A 20,834-nucleotide genomic window follows, 5' to 3' on the forward strand; every position below is an offset into this window, starting at 1 on the left:
GCGTGAGATGAGAGGGGCCCGGCACGCGCCGGGCCCCTCTCGCGTCTCAACGTGATCCCTGCTCCAGCAGGGTGGACAAGCCGTCCAGGAGACGTTCGAGGCCGAACGAGAAGCGTTCCTCCATGGAACGGTCGGTCAGGTCGTCGGCGAGTGCGACCAGGCTGGGGAAGGTGTCCCGGGGCAGCCGGCGCAGCTGCTCACCCACAGCCGTGGCGGCCTCGCGGCGGCTGGCGCCCATGGCCTCGGACGCAGAAATGGGCCCCTGCTCCTGGAGCACGAAGCCCTGGACGAACGCGCCGAGCAGGTAGCTGATCATGGCAGCATCGGCATCGGAGAAACCGGCCTCCCTCAGACGGCCGAGCTGGTCCTCCATCAGACGCAGCAGATGGGGTCCCGGGGCGAGCCGGCCGGCGACGACTTTGGCGGCGTCGCGCTTGCCGAGCAGATGCCGGCGGTAGCGCACGCAGTACTCGCGCAACTGCTCACGCCAGTCGCCCTCCCGTGGCGGCGCCTCGGCGTCGGCCATGAGCTCGTCGGTGAGCAGGTCGAGCAGCTCCTCCTTGTTGCGCACGTGCCAGTACAGCGAGGCCGCCTTCACCCCCAGCTCGGCGGCGACCTTGCGCATCGACAGGCCGTTGACGCCCTCGCGCTCCAGCACCCGCAGGGCCGCCCGAACGAGCGCCTGACGGGTCAGTCCCGGCTGCGACGGTCCGTCATCAGCACTGCCCTGTACGGCCATCGGCCACCTCCGTCCACGGGCCCCGCCGGAATCCCGCTTGCCAACTAACACTGTTAGAGGCAGTCTAGCCGCACCGAACAAGCGACTAACACTGTTAGGGAACGGGATGATGAAGCCACCTGCCCGACACAAGGGGCTCGTGCTCGCCACACTGTGCGCCACGATGTTCATGGCGATGCTCGACAACGTCATCGTCAACAACGCCCTGCCCCGCATCGGGCAGGAACTGCATTCCGGCGTCAGCGGACTGCAGTGGGTGGTGGAGGGCTACAGCCTGGTCTACGCGGCCCTCCTGCTCACCGGCGGCACCCTGGGCGACCGTTACGGACGCAGGCGGGTCTTCCTCACCGGCCTGGCCGTCTTCACGGCGGGCTCCGCGGCGGCGGCACTGTCCGGCTCCACGGGCACACTGATCGCCGCCCGGATGCTCCAGGGCCTCGGCGCGGCACTCCTCACACCGGGCAGTCTGTCCATCCTGCGCCACGTCTTCACGGACGAGAAGGAGCGGGCCGGGGCCGTGGGCCTGTGGTCCGGCGTCTCCGCGCTGGGCCTGGCCGTCGGCCCCGTCCTGGGCGGGCCGATCGTAGACGCCTTCGGATGGGCGGCCGTCTTCTGGATCAACGTCCCCATCGGGGTGGCGGGGCTGCTGCTCGCGGCCCGGGTGCTACCCGAGTTCGCGACCCGCGCCAAGAGGCTGGACCTGCCGGGCCAGGCACTCTCCGCACTGGGATTCGGCGCGCTGGTGTACGCGCTCATCGAGGGGCCCACCCGCGGCTGGACCGACCCCCGGGTGCTCGCCCTCGCCTCCGTGGCGACGCTGGCCCTGCCCGCCTTCGTCGCGGTCGAGGCCCGCAGCGCCGACCCCATGCTCGACCTGCACTTCTTCCGGGACCGGGTACTCACCGGCGCTGCGGTGAGCGGCTTCATGATCAGCTTCGGCATGTTCGGAGCCGCGTTCTTCCTGCCCCTGCTCATGCAGGACGTGATGGGCTGGTCCCCGTCGGACGCGGGCCTGGCGGGCCTGCCGATGACCGCGATGATCGTCGTCGCCGCGCCGCTGTCGAGCGCGCTCACCTCACGCCACGGCCCCCGCCTCCCGTTGGTCACCGGCCTGGCCCTCTGCGCCACGGCGCTCGGCGCCCTCTCGCTCTACGGCGCGGACGCCCGCTACCCGCAGTACGTCTGGGTACTGCTCACCATGGGCCTCGGCATGGGGATGACGTTCACCCCCGTGTCCATCACGATCATGCAGCGCGTCGACCCGGCACGGGCCGGCATGGCATCCGCAACCCTCAACACGCTGCGCGAGATCGGTGGTGTCATCGGCGTCGCCGTCCTGGGCGCCGTCCTCAGCAGCCGACTCGCCACCACCCTGACCGAGTCGCTCCAGCGGCTCGGCGCGCCCGCCGAACTCGGCCGCCACCTCCAGGGCGCGGCCCCGGGCAGCACCGCCGCCCTGCCCGCCCCCGTCCACGACGCCGTGAACGCCGCCTTCATCGACGCCCTGCACCTGGCACTGCGCTGCGGCGGCGCCGCCCTGGCAGCCGCGGCGCTCCTGGTCGCGCTACTCCTGCGCCCGGACCGAAGCGCCACCCCGTCGCCCGTCACCGGCCGACCGGCCCCGCAACCGGAAGCGGAAGCGGAAACGGAAACGGAAGCGGAAACGGCGCATCGGTAGCAGGAGGGGCTCCCCTCAAAGCGGGTCAACAGAACCGGAACCGCTGGATCCCCTCAGGGCGTCCCCCTCAGTGCCACTGGTCCCCGTCTCTCGAGAATCGAGGGGACGTCATGATCCACACCCGTCTCCGGCAGTTCGTGGCCCTGGCAACCGGCGCCCTGCTCGCCGCCTGCCTCTCCTTCGCCGCACCTGCCTCGGCCTCCACCACCGTCGCCACCACCACCCGGGCCCAGACCCCGCTCGTCGTCAACGCCCGCTGGGCCGGGCACCCCACGTACGACCGCATCGTCATCGACCTCCAGGGCTCCGCCCCCGCGGTCACCGTCACTCCCGTCCCGCACCTCGTCTACGACGGGTCCGGCAAGCCCGTGCCGCTGCCCGGGAAGTACTTCCTGGAGATCCGCCTCCACCCCGCCGCAGCGCACGACGACGCGGGGCAGAGCGTCTACCACGGGCCCAAGCTGCAGAAGATCGGCCTCAGCAAGCTCAAGGGCATCGCCCTGACCGGCGACTACGAGGGGTACGTGACCTTCGGCGCCGCCTTCGACACCCTGCCGTACTACCGCGCGTTCCCCCTGCACTCGCCGGAGCGGTTCGTCGTGGACATCGCACGCTGAACCGGTGCGAGGCGACGGGCCCGGGCGCATGCGCCCCGGGCCCGTCGTCACCTGCGCCAGAACAGGTGGTGCGTCACGCCGCTCGGGCTGGGCACGACATCGAGGTGGAACCGGTCGAGCAGTTCCTCGGGCGACTCCCAGAGCCTGACCCCGGATCCGATCTCCACCGGCGCGACCGCCACGTGCAGGGTGTCGACGAGGTCGGCGTCGAGGAACTCGCGGATGGTGGTGGCCCCGCCGCCGAGCCGGACGTCCTTGCCCGCCGCGGCTTCCCGCGCCCGGGCCAGGGCCGTGGCCGGGTCGGCGTCGACGAAGTGGAAGGTGGTGTCGGAGAGCGTGAACGAAGGGCGCACGTGGTGGGTCATGACGAACACCGGGGTGTGGAACGGGGGCTCCTCGCCCCACCAGCCGCGCCAGTCGTGGTCGGTCCAGGGCCCGCGCTGGGGACCGAACTTGTTGCGGCCCATGATCTCGGCACCGATGTTGTGCGCGAAGTCCCGGGTGAAGTAGTCGTCGAGGCCCCGGCTCCCGCCGGGATCGGTGCGGTTGGGCCAGCTCGCGGTGGCTCCGGCCCAGGAGAGCAGTCGGCCGGGGTCGGCGTCGCCGAACGGCCGCGCGAGGCTCTGGTGCTCACCGGCACCGAACCCGTCGCGCGACACGGCGAAGTTCTGGACTTTCAGCAGTTGCTCCACGGGCTTCCTCCAGCGTTGTCGTCCACCGTGGGACCGCCCCGGAGCGCAGAACTCATCGGTGCTCGGGGTTGGGGAAGTCGAAGCGGCATCCTGCGTCCCACTGCGAGCGCTGGTTGCCGTGCGGCGGGATGCCGCCCGAGCGCTTGAGCAGGGCTGCCAGGTGCATGAGGTTCCAGGACATGAAGGCGGTGTTGCGGTTGGTGAAGTCGTTCTCGGGGCCGCCCGAGCCGGGGTCCAGGTAGGAGGGTCCGGGCCCGGCCTCGCCGATCCAGCCCGCGTCGGCCTGTGGCGGAATCGCGTAGCCGAGGTGCTGGAGGCTGTAGAGGACGTTCATGGCGCAGTGCTTGACGCCGTCCTCGTTGCCGGTGATCAGTGCGCCGCCGACCCGCCCGTAGTAGGCGTACTGGCCCCGCTCGTTCAGCAACGAGGAGCAGGCGTAGAGCCGCTCGATGACCTGCTTCATCACGGAGCTGTTGTCGCCGAGCCAGATGGGGCCGCACAGGACGAGGATGTCGGCGTCCATGACCTGGCTGTAGAGGACCGGCCACTGGTCGTTCTCCCAGCCGTGCTCGGTCATGTCGGGCCAGACCCCGGTCGCGATGTCGTGGTCGACGGCGCGGATGAGGGAGGTCCGGGTGCCGGCCCCTTCCATGACCCGGCGGCTCCTGTCGATCAGGCCCTCGGTGTTGCTGATCTCGGGTGAGCGTTTGAGCGTGCAGTTCACGTAGAGGGCGGTCAGGTCCGAGTAGTCGTATGCGGCAGCCACGTCCCCAGCCTGGCCACGGCACCCGGGCACCGCCAGCGGGCCGCGCCCGTCCGGGGACGGCCCTGCGGACGCGGCCGCACGGAGGAGGCGTAGGGGCCGGCGCCGCCGCAAACCTAGGATGGCGCCATGTCGCTGCCGCACGCCATCCTCACCGCCCTGCTGGAGAAGCCCTCGTCCGGGCTGGAGCTGACCCGGCGGTTCGACAAGTCGATCGGGTACTTCTGGTCGGCGACGCACCAGCAGATCTACCGCGAGCTGGGGCGGCTGGAGGAGTCCGGGCTGATCCGGGAGTTGCCGAGCGAGGTGCCCGTGCGCGGGCAGAAGAAGGAGTACGAGGTGCTGCCCGCCGGCGGCGCGGAGCTGGCCCGGTGGGTCGGCGAGAGCCAGGACCCCAAGCCGATGCGCGACCCGCTGCTGCTGCGGATCCGCGCGGCGGGTGTCGTGGGGCCACAGGGGCTCGGTCCCGAGCTAAGGCGCCACCTGGAGCTGCACCGCCGTCAGCTCGCACAGTACGAGGCCATCGAGGAGAAGGACTTCCCGCCGGGGCGGGACGCCGTGGAGGACCGGCTGCGGCGGCTCGTGCTGCACGGCGGGATCGCCCTGGAGACGTTCTGGCTGCACTGGCTGGAGGAGGCCCTGGGCGAGGTCGAGGACATGTCCGGACCGGGGGCCTGACGCGCGGGGCCTGACGCGCGGGGCCCGGGACCTGACGCCCGGCGCCGAACGCACGCTGCCGCCCCGCTCCGGCGGTCCGGGGCGGGGCGGCATCGGAGGGACTACTTGTTCAGGGAGGCCCAGAACTCGTCGAAGCTCAGCAGGCCGTCACCGTTCGCGTCCTTGGAGGCGATCACGGCGTCCGCGACGGGGCCGGTGACGAACGGGTCGCCCATGGCCGCCATGGCCGCCTTGAACTCGTCGGCCGTGACGAAGCCGTCACCGTTCACGTCGAACTTGCCGAACGTCGTCCGTGCGCTCTCGATGTCCGCCACTGGGTCCACTCCTTCTTGATGCCTTGTTGACCGGCTCAGGGTAGCGGCCTGCCCGGTCCGCCCCCGCCCCGGGTCCCGTTCGAGACCGATGTCCCCTTTCGCGCGCGGCCGGGGTCTGCGCGCGACCCGCAACCAGGCGTACGCCGTCGTACGGCCCGGAGCCACCGCCCCCGGGAGCGCCGCGGACCGAGCACCGACCGAGAGGACCGTCGATGGGCGTCGAGCAGCTCGAGGATCCGGGGACCGAGGAGCGGCCGCTCCGCGACCTCCCGCTCTCCCGGCGCGGTGACGTGCCGCCGAGGAGTGCGCCCGGCTGCGCGAGAAGGCGCCGGTCGCCCGGTCGCCCGTGGTCCGACGCACGGACGATGGTGCCCCGGGAGCCGTGCGGGCTTCCGGGGCACTGCCGCACCGGCCCTACCGTCCTTCCGGGACGGCCTAGCGGAAGATGCCGGTGTGGCCGAGCGAGTAGCGGCCGGGCTGCGGGTACACGGCGAGTCCGTGCGGTCCGCCGCCCACCGGGATCCGGGCGATCTGCTTGCCGGTCTGCGTGTCGAGCGCATAGACCTCGGAGTTGTAACGGCCCGACAGCCACAGCACCTTGCCGTCGGCGGAGACCCCGCCCATGTCGGGGCTGCCGCCGTCCGGCAGCGTCCACTTCTTGGTGAGCTTGTTCTCGGGGAAGTCGAAGACCGAGATGGTGCCCTCGCCCCGGTTGGAGACGTACATCTCCTTGGAGTCGCGGCTCACGTAGAGGCCGTGGCAGCCCTTTCCGGTGGGCAGCAGTTTGGGGGTCTCGAACGTGTCCCCGCTGAGCACCCACATGCCGTGCGCCATCATGTCCGCGACGTAGAAGGTCTTCCCGTCCGGGGAGACCTTGACGTCCTGCGGCATCGCGCCCTCGAACGGCAGCTTCTGCTGGCCGACGACCTCCATTCGCTCGGTGTCGACCTTGAGGAGTTCGCCGGAGAACTCGCAGCTCACGATGAAGTAGCGCCCGTCGGCGGAGAAGTCCGCGTGGTTGACCCCGTAGCAGGTCACGGGCACCGTCTTCACCCGGTCCATCGTGTGCGGGTCACGGAAGACGAGCTCCTTGTCCATCGAGGCCATGACGATGGCGTACTTGCCGTTCGGCGTGAAGTACAGGTTGTACGGGTCGTGCACCTCCACGGGCTTTCCGGCCTCGCCGGTGGCCGGGTTGATCGGGGTGAGGGTGTGACCGCGGTTGTTGTTGACCCACAGGGTCTTCAGGTCCCAGGAGGGGACCACGTGTTGGGGCTGGACCCCGACCGGGATGGTATCGATGACCCGGTAGGTCGTCGGGTCGATGACGGACACCGTGTTGGAGTTGGTGTTCGGCACGTAGACACGGGACGGGAAGTCCTTCACCACGGGGGAGAGTTTGTTCGGCCGGTCCGCCGCGTAGACGTCGTTCGGATCGAGCACGGGCGGCATGCCGGGCAGACCGGGCGGAGCGACCGGCGCGGCCTTGACGGGCTTGGCCGGGCCCTTGGTGCCGAGCGCCTCGGCGGGTTCCTTGCCGGCTGATCCGCAGCCGGCGAGGGCGACGAGGACCAGACCTGCCAGCAGCGCGCCGGCGGTCCGGGGAAGGCGGGTGGTCGTCATGGGGTCAGCAGCTCCGTGGTGGTCACCGCGCGCAGGTTGCGGCGCGCGAGTTCTTCGAGGAGGGCAGGCATCGCGTCGACCGTGTCCGCGTAGCCGAAGTGCAGGCTCACCACCGATCCGGGCCGGATCGTCCCGGTGACGGTGCGGATGACGGCCGCGGCACCGGGCGAGGTGAAGTCGAGGGAGTCCACGTCGTACGAGAGGACGTGCGGGTAGCCCGCCCGTTGGGCCAGCTTCTGGACGAGGGGGGTCGCGTACTGGGTCTGGGAGGGCCGGAACCAGGTGCCGATGGAGCCGGTGAGCCGCTTGAGCCGCTGGGCACAGCCGGTGATCTCGGCGTAGGCCTGCGCCTCGGGCATGTCGTTGATCGCGAGGTGGCGCTGGGTGTGGTTGCCGAGCTCGTGACCGCCGTCGAGGACGCGCCGGGCCAGCTCCGGGTGCGCGTCGAGCCAGGATCCGATGGCCAGTACGGTGACCCGCGCGCCCCCCTTCTCGGCCGCGGCCAGGACCGCCCGGGCGATGGCGGGGTCCCCGTTGCCGTGGAAGGTGAGGGCGACCCGGGGGCGGCCGCGCGGACCGTGACCGATCTCCACGGGCTGCCCGGCGAACCGGCGCGGGGCGGCGGCCGGTGCCTCCTGTGCCGGGCGGGCCGACCGGCCCGGACCCGGCGGCGCACCGGAGGGTGCGGTGGCCGGCCGACCCGACCCGCAGGCGGCGGTGAGACCGGCCGCGGCGGCGCCGGCCGTCCCGAGGACGGCCGCGCGCAGGGCCACGCGCAGGGCCGCGCGGCGGCCTGGTTGTGAGAGCACCTGCCCATTTAAGGGGTGAATAGCCCAGAAGGTAACGATTGACCCAATTCAGAACGGTCGCCACAAGGGGCCATCCGAGTGGTCAGGTCGCTATGTGATCAACGATTTACGCAGAGCAGTCGATATTTATTCATGGATTACGAGGTGAGTGGCCCACCTCGCCTAGGATTTAGCTAGAAAGTCTTACTATTTGCCCACTTATGTCCAAGTAGGGACTTTTGGCGTTCTGGCCCTCGTCTGCCATAGTCGGAGCCACGACTTCCCATTGACCCGAGCGAAGTCACCACGCCGAGGATCACACCCCCTCAGACCCTCGGTGCACCCATGAAGCCCCCACACCGCCCCACACGGCGCACGGGGGCTTCCGGCGTTCCCGGGGCGGGCGCTCGGGGAGGGTCAGGGGTTCTGGCGGTCGGCGACCCGCATCTCGAACCAGGTGATCTTCCCGCGCGGCAGCAGGTCCGCGCCCCAGCGGTCGGACAGCTTGTCGACGAGGAAGAGTCCCCGGCCGGTGGTGTCCAGCTCGTGGACCGGCATCAGGCAGGGCAGTCCGCGCGAAGGATCGCGCACCTCCACCCGGATCCAGCCGCGGCGCCGCAGCGTGCGCAAACCGAAGGAACGGGCACCGGTGTGCCGGACCGCATTGCCCACGAGCTCCGAGACCAACAGGACGGCGTGCTCGGCGATCTGCGGCGAGAGGCCCCAGAGGCGGACCACCACGCACTGGGTGAGCCGGCGCGCGGTGCTCGCCGATTCGGGCATGGACGGCAGTGTCACTTCGGCCTCGGCCGGATTTCCGTACAACTCCAGCGCCTTGAGGCCCTGTTCGTCCTCGACAGCCGCCGTGAGCCGTACCGCCGAAGCGCTGCCGCGTTGCCGCGGCTGTTCCACACCCTCCAGGCCCGCCATGCACCCATCATGGACGGCCGACCCGCCCGCCCGGGCCGTTCCACAGGAAAACACCCCCCGGATTCAACAACTCCAAGGGGGTGTTCCGTCATATGCGAGAGGCAACCGGAAGGCCTCTACGGACGCCCTGACCTGCAATGACGCGCCGCGCGGAACTCATCACAGCGAGTGGATCACTCATTCCCCTTAAGGCTGGCTTAAGGCCTGGCTAATCCACCCACAGGGAGGACCGAGTTCCTCGGCCGAGGTCCCGACTCAGACGAACTTCGCCTTGCCCGGACCCTCTTCGACGAAGCTGCGCATCCCGCGCTCGCGGTCCTCGGTGGCGAACAGGCCCGCGAACCAGTTGCGTTCGATGGTGAGACCCGTGTCGATGTCGGCCTCCAGACCCGCGTCCACACACTCCTTGGCGGCGCGCAGCGCGATCGCCGGACCCTGCGCCAGCTTGGCGGCCCAGGCGTGCGCCTGCTCGTACACCTCGGCGGCGGGCACCACCCGGTCGACCAGGCCGAGGGTCAGCGCCTCGTCGGCCTTGACCATGCGCCCGGTGAAGATCAGGTCCTTGGCCTTGGACGGACCGATCAGCCGGGAGAGCCGCTGGGTGCCGCCCGCGCCCGGAATCAGGCCGAGCAGGATCTCGGGCTGGCCGAGCTTGGCGTTGTCGGCGGCGATCCGGTAGTCGGCGCACAGGGCGAGTTCGCACCCGCCGCCCAGCGCGTAGCCGGTGATGGCCGCGACGACGGGCTTGGGGATCCGGGCGACGGCCGTGAAGGCGTCCTGGAGCGCGCGGGACCGGGCGACCATCGCCGCGTGGTCCATCGTCTGCATCTCCTTGATGTCCGCGCCCGCCGCGAACACCTTCTCGCCGCCGTAGATGATGACCGCTCGGACGTCCGTCCGGTCGGTCGCCTCCACCGCGAGCTCGCGCAGCCGGTCCTGGGTGGCGATGTCCAGGGCGTTCATGGGCGGCCGGTCCAGGCGGATGGTGCCGACGCCTTCGGAGACTTCGAGAGAGAGGGTCATACGGGTCAGGTTAGCGTCGGTTAACGCGGAGCGGCCCGGTGCTGTGGGTCACAGCACCGGGCCGCTCCGGCCGCGCGGGCGGCGTACTTACTTGATCCACTCCGCCCACGGCATGTTCCAGCCGTTGAGGCCGTTGTCCGGGGCGATCTGCTTGTCCTTGGAGTTCTTCACGACGACCACGTCGCCGATCATCGACTCGTTGAAGAACCAGGCCGCGGGGGCGTCGGGGTCGCCGCCGCCGCGCTGGTCGCGCAGGCCCACGCAGCCGTGGCTGACGTTCGACGAGCCGAAGGTGCCGGAGGAGGCCCAGTAGTTGCCGTGCACGAAGGTGCCCGACTGCGACAGGCGCATGGCGTGCGGGACGTCGGCGATGTCGTACTCGCCGCCGAAGCCGACGGTCGCGCCGTTCATCCGGGTCACCTCGTACTTCTCGCTGATGACCATCTGACCGTTGTACGTGGTCGTCGACGGGGCGCCCGCGGTGATCGGAACGTTCTTGAGCACCTGGCCGTCACGGACGACCTCCATCTGCTTGGTGCTCGCGTCGACCGTGGAGACCTGGGAGCGGCCGATGGTGAAGGTGACCGTCCGGGTCTGCTTGCCGTAGACGCCGGGGCGGCCTTCGACCCCGTCGAGGGCGAGCTTCACGGTGACCTTGGTGCCCGCGGCCCAGTAGTTCTCGGGACGGAAGTCGAGGCGGTCGTTGCCGAACCAGTGGCCCTCGATCTGGACGGCCGGCTCGGCCGTGACCGTGATGGCCTTCTCGACGGCCTCGGGGTTGGTGATCCCGCGGGTGAAGGTGATCGAGACCGGCATGCCCACGCCGACGGTGGCGCCGTCCTCGGGCGTGTAGTGGCCCACGAAGGTGTTGGTCGGGGTCAGGGTGGTGAAGGTGGTGTCCTTGGCGGACTCCCGGCCGGCCTCGTCCTTGGCGACCGCGTGCACCTTGTACTCGGTGGCGGAGGCCAGGTGGCGGGCCGGCTCCCAGGTGGCGCCGTCGTCGGCGATCTTGCCCTCTACCGCGTTGCCCTTGGTGTCCGCCACGGCCACCGTGCTGAGCTTGCCGCCCGTGCTCGATATCTTCAGGACGCCGCTGGTGGCGACCTCCTTGGCCCCGTCGTCGGGCTTGACGCTGACGACCGCCTTGGAGGCCTCGGTACCGGTCTTGCCTCCACCCCCGGCGTTGTCGGCACCGCTGCCGCCGCTGTTGCTGCCGCCACCGCCACCGCACGCGGTGGTGAACAGCAGGGCCGCCCCCAGCAACAGGGCCCCCAGGCCGGTGCGGGCGCGGCCGCGTATCGGCTGCACGTTCACTCGTGTTCTCCCCATGTCCCCCGCGCGCGGACTGTCGCGCGCTTGTTGACAGGTAATCACACGGAGGGATCACGATGAGCCACGGTCTTGTCACCGTTCCGTCCCAACTGCCCGGAGAAGTGCTGCGGAGGTCGCCTCCGTGGTCGGGAAACGGTAGGTGATCAGGCCAATCCCGAGGGGACGGCCGCCGAGGGTCAGGCGATGGCGGAGCCTGCGACCCAGTCCGCCCAGGACATGTTCCAGCCGCCCAGCCCGTTGTCCGGGGCGACGGTCTTGTCCTGCGAGTTCACGACCTCCACCACGTCCCCCACGAGGGTCCGGTCGAAGAACCAGCCGGCCGGGGTGTCGGAGCCGCCGCCCTTGTCGTCGCGCAGGCCCACGCAGCCGTGGCTCACGTTGGTGGTGCCGAAGGTGTCGGGGCTGGACCAGTAGTTCCCGTGCAGGAAGGTTCCGGAGGAGGTGAGCCGCATGGCGTGCGGTACGTCGGGGATGTCGTACTCGCCGCCGAAGCCGACGGTCTGGCCGTTCATGCGGGTGACGTCGAACATCTCCATCACCACCATCCTGCCGTTGTACGTGGGGGTCTTCGGCGCCCCGGCGCTGATCGGGACGGTCGACACCAGCTGCCCGCCCCGGCGGACCTCCATGGTGTGCGCCTCCGCGTCCACGGTGGAGATCTGGGAGCGGCCCACGGTGAAACCGACCGTCTTGTCCTGGATGCCGTACGCGCCGGGCGCGCCCTCGATGTCGCGCAGGTCCATCTTCACGGTGACCTTGGTGCCGGGCTTCCAGTACTCCTTGGGCCGGAAGTCGAGCCGCTCCCGCCCGAACCAGTGGCCGACGACCTGCACGCCCGGATCCGAGGTGACGGAAATGGCCCGCTCCACTTCGGCGCGGCGCTCGATCGCCTGACTGAACCGGAAGGAGACGATCATCCCGGTGCCGACGGTCGAGCGGTTCTCGGGCTTGAAGTAGCCGATGAACCGCTCCTCGGGAACGTAGGTGGTGAAGGTGGTGTGGCGGGCCTGGCGGCGGTCGTGCCCGTCGAGGGCGACGGCGTCCACGGTGTACTTGGCCGCGAGCGCGAGCCGTCCGGACTCGGGGTCGGGGCTCCAGCTGAGCCCGTCGTCGGCGATGGCGCCGGGGACCTGTTCCTGCTGCGCGTCCTCCACCTTGGTGACGACGACCCGCTCGAGGCGGCCCTCGGGCACAGTGACCGACAGCCTTCCGTCCGCGGGGACCCCCTTCGCGTTGTCGTCGGGGGTGATGCGGATGGCCTCGTCCGGCGAGCGGGGCTTGCCGGGCAGCTGGATCTCGACCGGGGCCTTGCCGTCCTGGGTGCATCCGGCCAGGCCGCCCAGCAGGCCCGCCCATGCCGCCACGGCGGCCAAGCCCGCCCCTGCCCGCCTCGTCAGAAGTGTCACGATCCCTCCAACGACCGGGCGGTGCGGGGGAAACGTGAGCGCGGGCCACGTTCCGGGCAGAACTGTCCGGGCAGAACAGTGTGAAGGACCAGACGGGGGCGGGCCCAGGCCGGGACGCCGGGGCCGCACTCTCCCCTACCCCCGCCGGTACCCAGGAGCCGTGGAGGCGGGCAGTGTCGAGCGCAGCCGAGCAGGAGGCGGTGGAAGCCGTCAGCAATGCCGCGGAAGCGGTGCGGAGCGGCCGGGCCGTGCCCGTACCGCACATCGACGGCCGACTGAAGGAGCGGCCGAACGGCCAGGTCACGGGCCAGGTGTTACGGATGCACGCGCGTCCGGGGGCACCGGTGTGGCCGGGGTCCTCGCATCCGCTGGGGGCCCGGTTCCACCACGGTCCGGACGGGACCGCGGGCACCAATTTCGCCCTGTGGGCGCAGGGCGCGGAGGCGGTGGAGGTGTGTCTGTTCGACGAGGCCGGCGCCGAGACCCGCTGCACCCTGACGGAGCACACGCACGAGATCTGGCACGGGTTCGTGCCGGGCGTACGCCCCGGGCAGCGGTACGGATTTAGGGTGCACGGCCGCTGGGATCCCTGGACGGGCGCCCGCTACAACCCGGCGAAGCTGCTCCTGGACCCGTACGCGCGGGCCGTCGACGGGGACTTCACGCTGCCCCCGGAGGTGTACGCGCACGTCCGGGACTGGCCGCAGCAGTACATCGCGGACACCGTGCGCGACGACCGGGACTCCGCGCCGTTCGTCCCGAAGGGCGTGGTCGTCCACGATGACGACGACTGGGCGGACGACGTCCGGCCGAAGACCCCCTGGGCCGATTCGGTGATCTACGAACTGCACGTGCGCGGCTTCACGATGCGCCATCCGGGTGTTCCCGAGGAGCTGCGCGGCACCTACGCGGGCCTGGCCCACCCGGCGGCGATCGAGCACCTGACGGCGCTGGGCGTGACGGCGGTCGAGCTGCTGCCGGTGCACCAGTTCGCGCACGAGGACCATCTGCTGCGCCGCGGGCTGCGCAACTACTGGGGCTACAACTCGATCGGCTACTTCGCCCCGCACGCGGCGTACTCGGCGAGCGGGACGGCCGGGCAGCAGGTCGGGGAGTTCAAGCGGATGGTCCGGGCCCTGCACGCGGCCGGCATCGAGGTCATCCTCGACGTGGTCTACAACCACACGGCGGAGGCGGGCGAGCTGGGCCCCACGCTGTCGCTGCGCGGGATCGACAACCGGGGCTACTACCGGCTCCAGTCCGACCAGCGGCGGTACTCCGACTACACGGGCTGCGGGAACACCCTGCACGCGGGGCGCCCGAACGTACTGCGGCTGATCACCGACTCGCTGCGCTACTGGGTCACCGAGATGGGAGTGGACGGCTTCCGCTTCGACCTGGCGGCGGCGCTGGCCCGGTCGATGCACGACGTGGACATGCTGTCGCCGTTCCTCGCGGTGATCGCCCAGGACCCGGTGCTGCGGCGGGTGAAACTCATCGCCGAGCCGTGGGACGTGGGCTCGGGCGGTTATCAGGTGGGGGCGTTCCCGCCGCTGTGGACGGAGTGGAACGACCGTTACCGGGACGCCGTACGGGACTTCTGGCGGGGCGCGCTGCCCGACGTGCGGGACCTCGGCTACCGGCTGTCGGGCTCCAGCGACCTGTACGCGTGGGGCGGGCGGCGGCCGTACGCGTCGGTGAACTTCGTGACCGCGCACGACGGTTTCACCCTGCGCGACCTGGTGAGTTACGAGCGCAAGCACAACGAGGCGAACGGGGAGGCGAACCGGGACGGCACCCATGACAACCGGTCCTGGAACTGCGGGGCGGAGGGCGAGAGCGACGATCCCCGGGTCGGGGCGCTGCGCCGTCGCCAGCTGCGCAACCTGCTCACCACGCTGCTGCTGTCCACGGGCGTGCCGATGCTGGTGGCCGGGGACGAGTTCGGGCGGACGCAGCACGGCAACAACAACGCCTACTGCCAGGACAACGAGACGGGCTGGGTGGACTGGTCGCTGCTGGAGGATCCGGCCTGGCAGTCGCTCTTCTCCCTGACATCCCGGCTGATCGGGCTGCGCCACGCCCATCCGGTGCTGCGCCGGCGGGCGTTCTTCTCCGGGCGCTCGCAGGGCGCGGATGGGCTGCGTGACCTGGCCTGGTTCACCCCGGCGGGCGCGGAGATGACGGAGCGGGACTGGTACGCGCCGGCCGCCTCGCTGGGGATGTACCTGTCGGGGCGGGACATCCCGGGCCGTGACGAGCGGGGCCGGCAGGTGACGGACGACAGCTTCCTCGCGGTGCTGCACACCGGGGACCGGCCGGTGGCGTGGGCGCTGCCGGGGGCGCCCTGGGCGGAGGTGTACGAGGTCGTCCTGGACACCTCCCTGGAGGCCCAGGCCGACCCTCCCCGGACCCGGCACCGCGGCGGGCAGACCCTGACGGTACCGGCGCGGTCGGTGCTGCTGCTGAAGGTGGTGGGCTGAGCGGCGGACCGGACCGGTCGGCAACTCTGGTTCCGGACGTACCCGACATCCGGAACCAGTCTCCCCGTTCGTGCTGCGATGATGTGTTCGACATCGTCTCGGAGGGGGTCCCTGCATGGGCAGAGTCACGACCGCGCTGCAGGAACTGCGCGGGGCGCAGAAGTCGGCGAAGGGGGTGTCGCTCTACTCCCGGTTCGTCAACCGGCCCGCCGGGCGGTACCTGGCCGCCGGTTCGTACGCGCTGGGGCTCACCCCGAACCAGGTGACGCTGATCAGTGCCGTCTTCAGCTTCGCCGCCGTGGCCGCGGTCGCGCTGGCCGCCCCCTCGTGGGGGCTGGGGATCGCGGTGTGGGCGGCCCTGGCCGTCGGTTTCGCCTTCGACTCCGCCGACGGGCAGCTCGCCCGGCTGCGCGGCGGCGGCAGCGCGGCCGGCGAATGGCTCGACCACGTGGTGGACGCCGCCAAGCTCACCGCCCTGCACTCGTGCGTGTTGATCGCCTTCTACCGCTTCCCCGACGCGTACGGGACGGGCGCGGACGGCTGGCTGCTGGTGCCGCTGGGCTTCCAGTTCGCCGCGGTGGTGACCTTCTTCGGCGGGCTGCTGACCGAGAAGCTGAAGCCCAAGCCGGCTCCCGGCAGCCCGGCCGCCGCACCGTCGACCGCGCGCGCGGTGGCCCTGCTGCCCGTGGACTACGGGGTGTTCTGCCTGGTGTTCCTGCTGCTCGGCGGTGGGAAGCTGTTCGTGTGGGCGTACGCGGGACTGGGCGTGGTCGCCGCGCTGTTCCTGCTGGCGTTCCTCGCGAAGTGGTTCCGGGAGCTCAACGCCGTTCGCCGGTGACCTGGCCCGGCGCCGGGGCCGGTTCGGCGAGCGCGTCCAGTGCCCGGCGCAGCTGGGTGCTGGACGTGTGGACGGTGTAGGGGAAGTACACGACGTCGACGCCGTGGGCCGCGAAGTCCTTCTCCAGTCGGTCGCCCTTGGGCGTGCCGCGCCAGTCGTCTCCCTTGAAGATGACGTCGAAGCGGACCTGCTTCCAGGTCTCGACCTTGTCGGGGACCGTCTCGACGAAAGCCGCGTCGACGTACTTCACACTACGCACGATCTCCAGCCGCTCGACGAGCGGGATCATCGGGCGGCGCCCCTTGGCGAGCTCGGCCATCTCGTCCGAGACGACTCCGGCGACCAGATAGTCGCACTGGCTCCGGGCGTGCCGAAGGATGTTGAGGTGTCCGATGTGGAACAGATCGTAGGCGCCGGGCGCGTAGCCGACTCGATACGGTCGACGCGCAGGCGCGCCAAGGTCGGACATGTCGTGCTCCGTCATCATTTACCCCCAGCGGCCACACCCCCCGGTGTAGCGGATTAGCAGACAATAGCGTGCACGTTCCGCAGCACGCGGGTGAACGAATAGGGTGACGTGCGCATCATCCAGGGGAAGAGGGGACGCACGGTGTCCAGATCCGGTCAGCGGCGCATGCTGCTGGTTTCCACCAATTACGCTCCGGAGCACGCGGGGATCGGCCCGTATGCGACCCAGATCGCGGAGCACTGGGCGGATCTCGGTCACGAGACCCACGTGCTGGCCGGCATGCCGCACTACCCGGCGTGGTCGCTCGAACCGGAGTACAAGGGCGCGTTCCAGCGGACGGAACGGCGCGCGGGGGTCACCGTGCACCGGCGTGCGCACACCGTGCCGCCGCGCCAGACCGCCGTGAAGCGGGCCCTTTTCGAAGGATCGATTCTGCTGCACGGCGCCGTGGCCCCGCCGAAAATGCCGAGGCCGGACGCAGTCCTCGCCCAGATGCCCAGCCTGGCCGGTGGCGTGCTCGCCGCGCGGCTCGCGGCGCGCTGGAAGGTCCCGTACATACCGGTCGTCCAGGACCTGATGGGCGCCGCCGCCGCACAGAGCGGGATCAGCGGCGGCGACAAGGCCGCCGCGATCGCCGGCCGCGCCGAGGCCTACGCCCTCAAGCGCGCCACCCTGGTCGGCGTCATCCACGAGACCTTCGTGGACCGGGTCGTCGGCATGGGCGTGGACCCGAACAAGATCCGCCTGGTCCCCAACTGGTCCCACGTGCCGGTGCCCACCAAGCCGCGCGGCGAGACCCGCCACCACCTCGGCTGGGCCCCCGGCGAGACCGTCGTCCTGCACTCCGGGAACATGGGCCTCAAGCAGGGTCTCGAAGTCCTCGTCGGCGCCGCCCGGCTGGATCCGAGCGTCCGATTCGTCCTGATGGGCGACGGCAGCCAGCGGGCGGCCCTGTCCGATCTCGCGGCGGATGTACCGAATCTGGACATCATCCCCCCTGCCGCTGACGGCGAGTTCCCGGATATCCTCGCGGCGGCGGACGTTCTCGCGGTCACGCAGCACGCCGCCGTGCTGGACATGAGCGTCCCGTCGAAGCTGACCTCGTACTTCCAGACCGGTCGGCCCGTCGTGGCCTCCGTGGCCGCGGAGGGCGGAACCGCCCAGGAAGTGGAACGCTCGGGCGCAGGGGTGCTCGTACCGCCGGAGGACCCCGAAGCCCTGCTGAAGGCCGTACGGGCCCTCGCCGAGGACCCTGAGGGCGCGGACGCACTGGGAGCGGCCGGACCCCGCCACGTGGCGGCCCACCTGAGCCGCGAAGCGGGCCTGGCCCGCATCGACGCACTGATAGACGAAGCACTTGGGGGAACCCGGCCGTGATCGAGACGAACCGCCCTGCAGCGGCACCGGTCGACGACGAACCCGATCTCCTCAGAGATCAGTTCCGGCAGCTCCTGCGCTACCGCAGGCTCATCGGCGCGGGCATCGGGATCGGTCTGCTGGGCGGCGTCTACCTCGGCATCTCCACGGCCGACACCTATGTCGCGACCGCCGACGTCGTCCTGCGCGCACCCACCGACGACCCGTTCAACCCGAGCCTCGCCCCGGACAAGGCGATCAACATCGGCTCGGAGCGCCAGGTCGCGCTCAGCTCCTCCATAGCCAACGAGGCGGCGAAGAAGCTCGGCGTGGGCTCGTCCGGCTTCGCCGCCCTGCGCAGCGGGCTCCAGGTCACCAACCCCCCGCAGACCATGGTGCTGCGCTTCACGTACACCGCGGACTCCGCCAAGGAGGCCGCCAAGCGCGCCAACGCGATGACCGAGGCCTACCTGACGAAGCGGCAGGAGGCCCTCGACGCCACCCGCGACAAGATGGTCAAGGGCTACAAGGAGCAGCGCGACCCGATCGCCAAGCAGCTCGACGAGACGTCGAAGGAGATCGCCCGGATGCCGGCCGGCGCCGGACGCGACGCAGCCAGCTCCGCCAAGACCGACCTGCAGAGCGAGGTCGGCGGCTACAACACCAAGATCACCAAGCTCGAAGCCCTGGACATGACCCCGGGTCGCGTCACGAGCGCGGCGACCGCACCCACCGCCACCGACGGTCCCGGCATCATCATGTCGCTCGCGCTCGGTGCGGCCGTCGGCCTCGCACTCGGTCTGCTGGCCGCCTGGGTCCGCCTCGTCTTCGATCCGGCCCCGCGCTCCGAGGGCGATGTCGCCCGGGCCCTGCGCGCACCGGTCCTCGGCTACCTGCCCCGGGACCGCACGGGCGGCGGACCGCTGCTCGCCGCCGGTGAGGCCGATCCCCGGCTCGCCGAGGAGTACCGCTCGGTGGCCTTCCGCCTCGCCTACGACTCCCGCTTCGCCGACCGGCGCCGCCTGCTCGTCGTCGCCCCGCGCGGCAGCAGCGAGACCGCCGCTGCGGTGTCCGTGAACCTCGCCGCCTCCTTCGCGGAGACCGGCAAGGACGTCCTGCTCATCGAGGCCGACCTGCGCACCCCGGTCCTGGCCAGCCAGCTGCCGACGGACGCCGGCGGCAGGCCGCGCTGGAGCCAGACCCCGGGCAGCCCGAACGCGGCCGGCCGTCACTCGGACACCGAATGGCCCGACGGGCGCCAGCTCGTCGTGGACGCCGGGGAGTCCGGATCCTTCGACCTCATCCCGGGCGGGCAGGCGCGCAACGTCCCGCGCTCGCTGACCTCGGCCCGCGCCACCCGGCTGATCTCCGAGGCCGACTCCCCCAACTCCACGGTCGTCGTGCTCGCTCCGCCCGTGCTCTCCTACGCCGACGCCCTCGCCCTCGTCGACCGCGTCGACGGCGTCCTGGTCGTCTGCGACCCGCGCGCCGTGCACCGCACCGACCTGTCCCGGATCCGCGAGCTGATCAGCGGCGCCGGCGGCACCGTGCTCGGCGCGGTGCTGCACGCACCGCTGCCCGGCGAGAAGCGCGGCCGCGGCAAGGACAAGGCCGGCCCGGCCCCCACCGGCCCCGCCGGGGGCTCCGGGACCTCTCCCAAGCCCGGGCGGTCCGCGCCGCAGCCGATCCCGTACGAAGTGGCCGAGCCCGAACAGCACATCCCCGGTGACGGCACCGACACCGTCGCGCTGCGCACCGTCCGCATGGGCCGCAGATGAGCCGACGCGGCCTCGCCGCCGTCGCTTCGGTCCTGGACCAGGCGGCGTCCAGCGCCACGAACATCCTGGTCCTGGTGCTGGCCGCCCGACTCTCCTCGGCCTCCGGGTTCGCCGACTTCTCGATGGTGTACGTGACCTTCAGCGTGCTCCTCGGACTGAACATGGCCTACGTCGGCCAGAGCCTGGTGCTGGAGAAGGGCGAGGGGCTCGGCGCCGCGTGCCGCTCGGCGCTGGCCTTCACCGCCGCCGCGTCGGCCGCCGTGGGCGCGCTGCTGCTGGTGGTGGGCCTCGCGCTGGCCGGGGCCACCGGGACCGCCTTCCTCGCACTGGGCCTCGTACTGCCGCTGGTGCTCCTCCAGGACGGCCTGCGGTACTGCTTCTCCGCGCTGCGCGCCCCGCAGCGGGCGCTGGCCGCCGACGCGCTGCGCCTGGTGTGCGTGGTCGCGGCGCTCGCCCTGCAGCCCGAAGGGGCCTCGGCGGGGCGGCTGGTGCTGGTGTGGGGTCTGTCCGCACTGCCCGCGCTGGCGGTGGGACTGTGGCTGCTGCGACCGTACGCACGCGGCTCCCGCACGGACCTGAGGCCGTACCTGCAACGGGGGCACCTGGGGCAGCGGTTCGTGGTCGAGTTCGCGGTGGGCAACGGCTCCAGCCAGCTCGCCGTACTGGGCCTCGGTGTCTTCGCGACGCCGCTGGCCGTCGGCGCGCTGCGGGGTGCGACCACGCTCTTCGGGCCGCTGAACGTGCTGTTCAACTCGGCGAACGCGTTCGGACCGCCGGTGCTCGGCCGGCTCGGCGGCAAGCGGGCCACGGTGCGGGCGACGGCCGCGCTGGGACTCGTACTCGCTGCGGTCGGCGCGGGCTGGGCCACGGCCCTGTACCTGTTGCCGGACCGGCTGGGCCGGGAACTGCTCGGCGACACCTGGGCGGGCGCGTCCGCGCTGCTGCCGGCCACGGGGGCGCAGTACGCCGCGATGGGGCTCGGCACGTGCGCGCTGCTGACCCTGCGGGTGCTCGCGCCGAAGGCCACCCTGTCGTTGCAGGTGGTGTTCTCGCTGTTGTCCGTGGGGCTGCTGCTCGGCGGGTACGTGGTGTGGGGCATTGCGGGCGCCGCGTGGGGCCTGGCGGCCGGCTCGGCCCTCAAGGCCCTGGCCGCCTGGTGGCGCGTCACCGGCCTCCCGGCCGCCGCCGGCTCACGGGAACCGGAGCCTGCGGCTGCGGCCTGACCCCGGGCTCTTTCAGCCCCGCCGGCGATTGAGGCGCGGGGTCCGGGGCGGAGCCCCGGGAAGCGGCGGCGCGGACAGAGTCCTGGCAGACCTCACCGCGGCCC

19 protein-coding genes are annotated in these 20,834 nt (G+C 71.3%); 8 read left to right on the top strand and 11 right to left on the bottom strand.

Going from position 1 to position 20,834, the window contains the following annotated elements:
• Positions 1–46: 46 nt before the first annotated feature.
• Positions 47–739: a TetR/AcrR family transcriptional regulator gene (locus OG207_RS14225; protein ID WP_329098926.1), complete on the bottom strand. Its 693-nt coding sequence runs from the start codon at positions 737–739 to the stop codon at positions 47–49.
• A 139-nt stretch (positions 740–878) separates the two neighbouring features.
• Here OG207_RS14225 and OG207_RS14230 point away from each other — a divergent pair, with 139 nt between their 5' ends.
• Positions 879–2,417 (top strand): MFS transporter, encoded by a 1,539-nt coding sequence (locus OG207_RS14230; protein WP_329098927.1) that lies wholly within the window; start codon positions 879–881, stop codon positions 2,415–2,417.
• 110 nt (positions 2,418–2,527) lie between these two features.
• Positions 2,528–3,034 (top strand): AMIN-like domain-containing (lipo)protein, encoded by a 507-nt coding sequence (locus OG207_RS14235; protein ID WP_329098928.1) that lies wholly within the window; start codon positions 2,528–2,530, stop codon positions 3,032–3,034.
• 47 nt (positions 3,035–3,081) lie between these two features.
• On the opposite strand, the gene OG207_RS14240 is transcribed toward OG207_RS14235, so the two are convergent.
• Positions 3,082–3,726 (bottom strand): dihydrofolate reductase family protein, encoded by a 645-nt coding sequence (locus tag OG207_RS14240; protein ID WP_329098929.1) that lies wholly within the window; start codon positions 3,724–3,726, stop codon positions 3,082–3,084.
• 52 nt (positions 3,727–3,778) lie between these two features.
• Positions 3,779–4,492, bottom strand: a complete 714-nt coding sequence (locus OG207_RS14245; RefSeq protein WP_329098930.1) for a flavodoxin family protein — start codon at positions 4,490–4,492, stop codon at positions 3,779–3,781.
• 126 nt (positions 4,493–4,618) lie between these two features.
• Here OG207_RS14245 and OG207_RS14250 point away from each other — a divergent pair, with 126 nt between their 5' ends.
• Positions 4,619–5,167, top strand: a complete 549-nt coding sequence (locus OG207_RS14250; RefSeq protein WP_030009289.1) for a PadR family transcriptional regulator — start codon at positions 4,619–4,621, stop codon at positions 5,165–5,167.
• 101 nt (positions 5,168–5,268) lie between these two features.
• Here the strand turns inward: OG207_RS14250 and OG207_RS14255 are convergent, their stop codons facing one another.
• The 7 genes from OG207_RS14255 to OG207_RS14285 form a co-directional block, all read right to left on the bottom strand.
• Positions 5,269–5,481: an EF-hand domain-containing protein gene (locus OG207_RS14255; RefSeq protein WP_030009288.1), complete on the bottom strand. Its 213-nt coding sequence runs from the start codon at positions 5,479–5,481 to the stop codon at positions 5,269–5,271.
• 435 nt (positions 5,482–5,916) lie between these two features.
• Positions 5,917–7,104, bottom strand: coding sequence for a YncE family protein (locus OG207_RS14260; RefSeq protein WP_329098931.1), 1,188 nt, complete (start codon positions 7,102–7,104; stop codon positions 5,917–5,919).
• Positions 7,101–7,913: a polysaccharide deacetylase family protein gene (locus tag OG207_RS14265; protein ID WP_329098932.1), complete on the bottom strand. Its 813-nt coding sequence runs from the start codon at positions 7,911–7,913 to the stop codon at positions 7,101–7,103. Before OG207_RS14265 ends, OG207_RS14260 begins: the two co-directional genes overlap by 4 nt.
• 396 nt (positions 7,914–8,309) lie before the next feature.
• The gene (locus tag OG207_RS14270) at positions 8,310–8,822 is read right to left on the bottom strand and encodes an ATP-binding protein (protein ID WP_329098933.1); all 513 of its coding nucleotides are present in this window, start codon (positions 8,820–8,822) and stop codon (positions 8,310–8,312) included.
• 255 nt (positions 8,823–9,077) lie between these two features.
• The gene (locus OG207_RS14275) at positions 9,078–9,845 is read right to left on the bottom strand and encodes an enoyl-CoA hydratase/isomerase family protein (RefSeq protein WP_327737501.1); all 768 of its coding nucleotides are present in this window, start codon (positions 9,843–9,845) and stop codon (positions 9,078–9,080) included.
• Between the two features lie 87 nt (positions 9,846–9,932).
• The gene (locus OG207_RS14280; protein WP_402694976.1) at positions 9,933–11,174 is read right to left on the bottom strand and encodes a L,D-transpeptidase; all 1,242 of its coding nucleotides are present in this window, start codon (positions 11,172–11,174) and stop codon (positions 9,933–9,935) included.
• A 179-nt stretch (positions 11,175–11,353) separates the two neighbouring features.
• Positions 11,354–12,574, bottom strand: a complete 1,221-nt coding sequence (locus OG207_RS14285) for a L,D-transpeptidase (protein WP_329107619.1) — start codon at positions 12,572–12,574, stop codon at positions 11,354–11,356.
• A gap of 182 nt (positions 12,575–12,756) precedes the next feature.
• Here OG207_RS14285 and glgX point away from each other — a divergent pair, with 182 nt between their 5' ends.
• Together glgX and OG207_RS14295 are read left to right on the top strand one after the other, a co-directional pair.
• On the top strand, positions 12,757–15,066 hold the full coding sequence (glgX, locus tag OG207_RS14290) for a glycogen debranching protein GlgX (protein WP_402694975.1): 2,310 nt from the start codon (positions 12,757–12,759) through the stop codon (positions 15,064–15,066).
• 115 nt (positions 15,067–15,181) lie between these two features.
• Positions 15,182–15,904 carry a CDP-alcohol phosphatidyltransferase family protein gene (locus tag OG207_RS14295; protein WP_329098934.1) on the top strand — a complete coding sequence of 241 codons (723 nt, stop codon included), beginning with the start codon at positions 15,182–15,184 and terminating at the stop codon, positions 15,902–15,904.
• Here OG207_RS14295 and OG207_RS14300 read toward each other — a convergent pair.
• A complete protein-coding gene (locus OG207_RS14300; protein ID WP_030009114.1) occupies positions 15,885–16,373 on the bottom strand; it encodes an adenylyltransferase/cytidyltransferase family protein in 489 nt (162 codons plus the stop codon). The two genes, OG207_RS14295 and OG207_RS14300, sit on opposite strands and share 20 nt — an antisense overlap.
• Before the next feature lie 165 nt (positions 16,374–16,538).
• On the opposite strand from OG207_RS14300, the gene OG207_RS14305 reads away from it, so the two are divergent.
• From OG207_RS14305 to OG207_RS14315, 3 genes are read left to right on the top strand one after another with little or no spacing between them, the layout of a single operon-like run.
• A complete protein-coding gene (locus tag OG207_RS14305) occupies positions 16,539–17,750 on the top strand; it encodes a glycosyltransferase (RefSeq protein ID WP_329107625.1) in 1,212 nt (403 codons plus the stop codon).
• Positions 17,747–19,507 (top strand): lipopolysaccharide biosynthesis protein, encoded by a 1,761-nt coding sequence (locus tag OG207_RS14310; RefSeq protein ID WP_329098935.1) that lies wholly within the window; start codon positions 17,747–17,749, stop codon positions 19,505–19,507. Before OG207_RS14305 ends, OG207_RS14310 begins: the two co-directional genes overlap by 4 nt.
• Complete coding sequence (locus tag OG207_RS14315) at positions 19,504–20,730, top strand: hypothetical protein (RefSeq protein ID WP_329098936.1); 1,227 nt, start codon at positions 19,504–19,506, stop codon at positions 20,728–20,730. The genes OG207_RS14310 and OG207_RS14315 overlap by 4 nt, the downstream gene beginning before the upstream one ends.
• Positions 20,731–20,834 lie beyond the last annotated feature (104 nt).

The sequence above is a fragment of the Streptomyces sp. NBC_01439 genome (genome assembly GCF_036227605.1).
In the GTDB taxonomy this organism is placed as follows: Bacteria; Actinomycetota; Actinomycetes; order Streptomycetales; family Streptomycetaceae; genus Streptomyces.

Coding starts and splice junctions, on each gene's coding strand:
- OG207_RS14270 (WP_329098933.1), bottom strand. CDS start 8,822: ATGGCGGGCCTGGAGGGTGTGGAACAGCCGCGGCAACGCGGCAGCGCT.
- OG207_RS14300 (WP_030009114.1), bottom strand. CDS start 16,373: ATGTCCGACCTTGGCGCGCCTGCGCGTCGACCGTATCGAGTCGGCTAC.
- OG207_RS14260 (WP_329098931.1), bottom strand. CDS start 7,104: ATGACGACCACCCGCCTTCCCCGGACCGCCGGCGCGCTGCTGGCAGGT.
- OG207_RS14295 (WP_329098934.1), top strand. CDS start 15,182: ATGGGCAGAGTCACGACCGCGCTGCAGGAACTGCGCGGGGCGCAGAAG.
- OG207_RS14280 (WP_402694976.1), bottom strand. CDS start 11,174: ATGGGGAGAACACGAGTGAACGTGCAGCCGATACGCGGCCGCGCCCGC.
- OG207_RS14250 (WP_030009289.1), top strand. CDS start 4,619: ATGTCGCTGCCGCACGCCATCCTCACCGCCCTGCTGGAGAAGCCCTCG.
- OG207_RS14275 (WP_327737501.1), bottom strand. CDS start 9,845: ATGACCCTCTCTCTCGAAGTCTCCGAAGGCGTCGGCACCATCCGCCTG.
- OG207_RS14235 (WP_329098928.1), top strand. CDS start 2,528: ATGATCCACACCCGTCTCCGGCAGTTCGTGGCCCTGGCAACCGGCGCC.
- OG207_RS14225 (WP_329098926.1), bottom strand. CDS start 739: ATGGCCGTACAGGGCAGTGCTGATGACGGACCGTCGCAGCCGGGACTG.
- OG207_RS14315 (WP_329098936.1), top strand. CDS start 19,504: ATGAGCCGACGCGGCCTCGCCGCCGTCGCTTCGGTCCTGGACCAGGCG.
- OG207_RS14305 (WP_329107625.1), top strand. CDS start 16,539: ATGCTGCTGGTTTCCACCAATTACGCTCCGGAGCACGCGGGGATCGGC.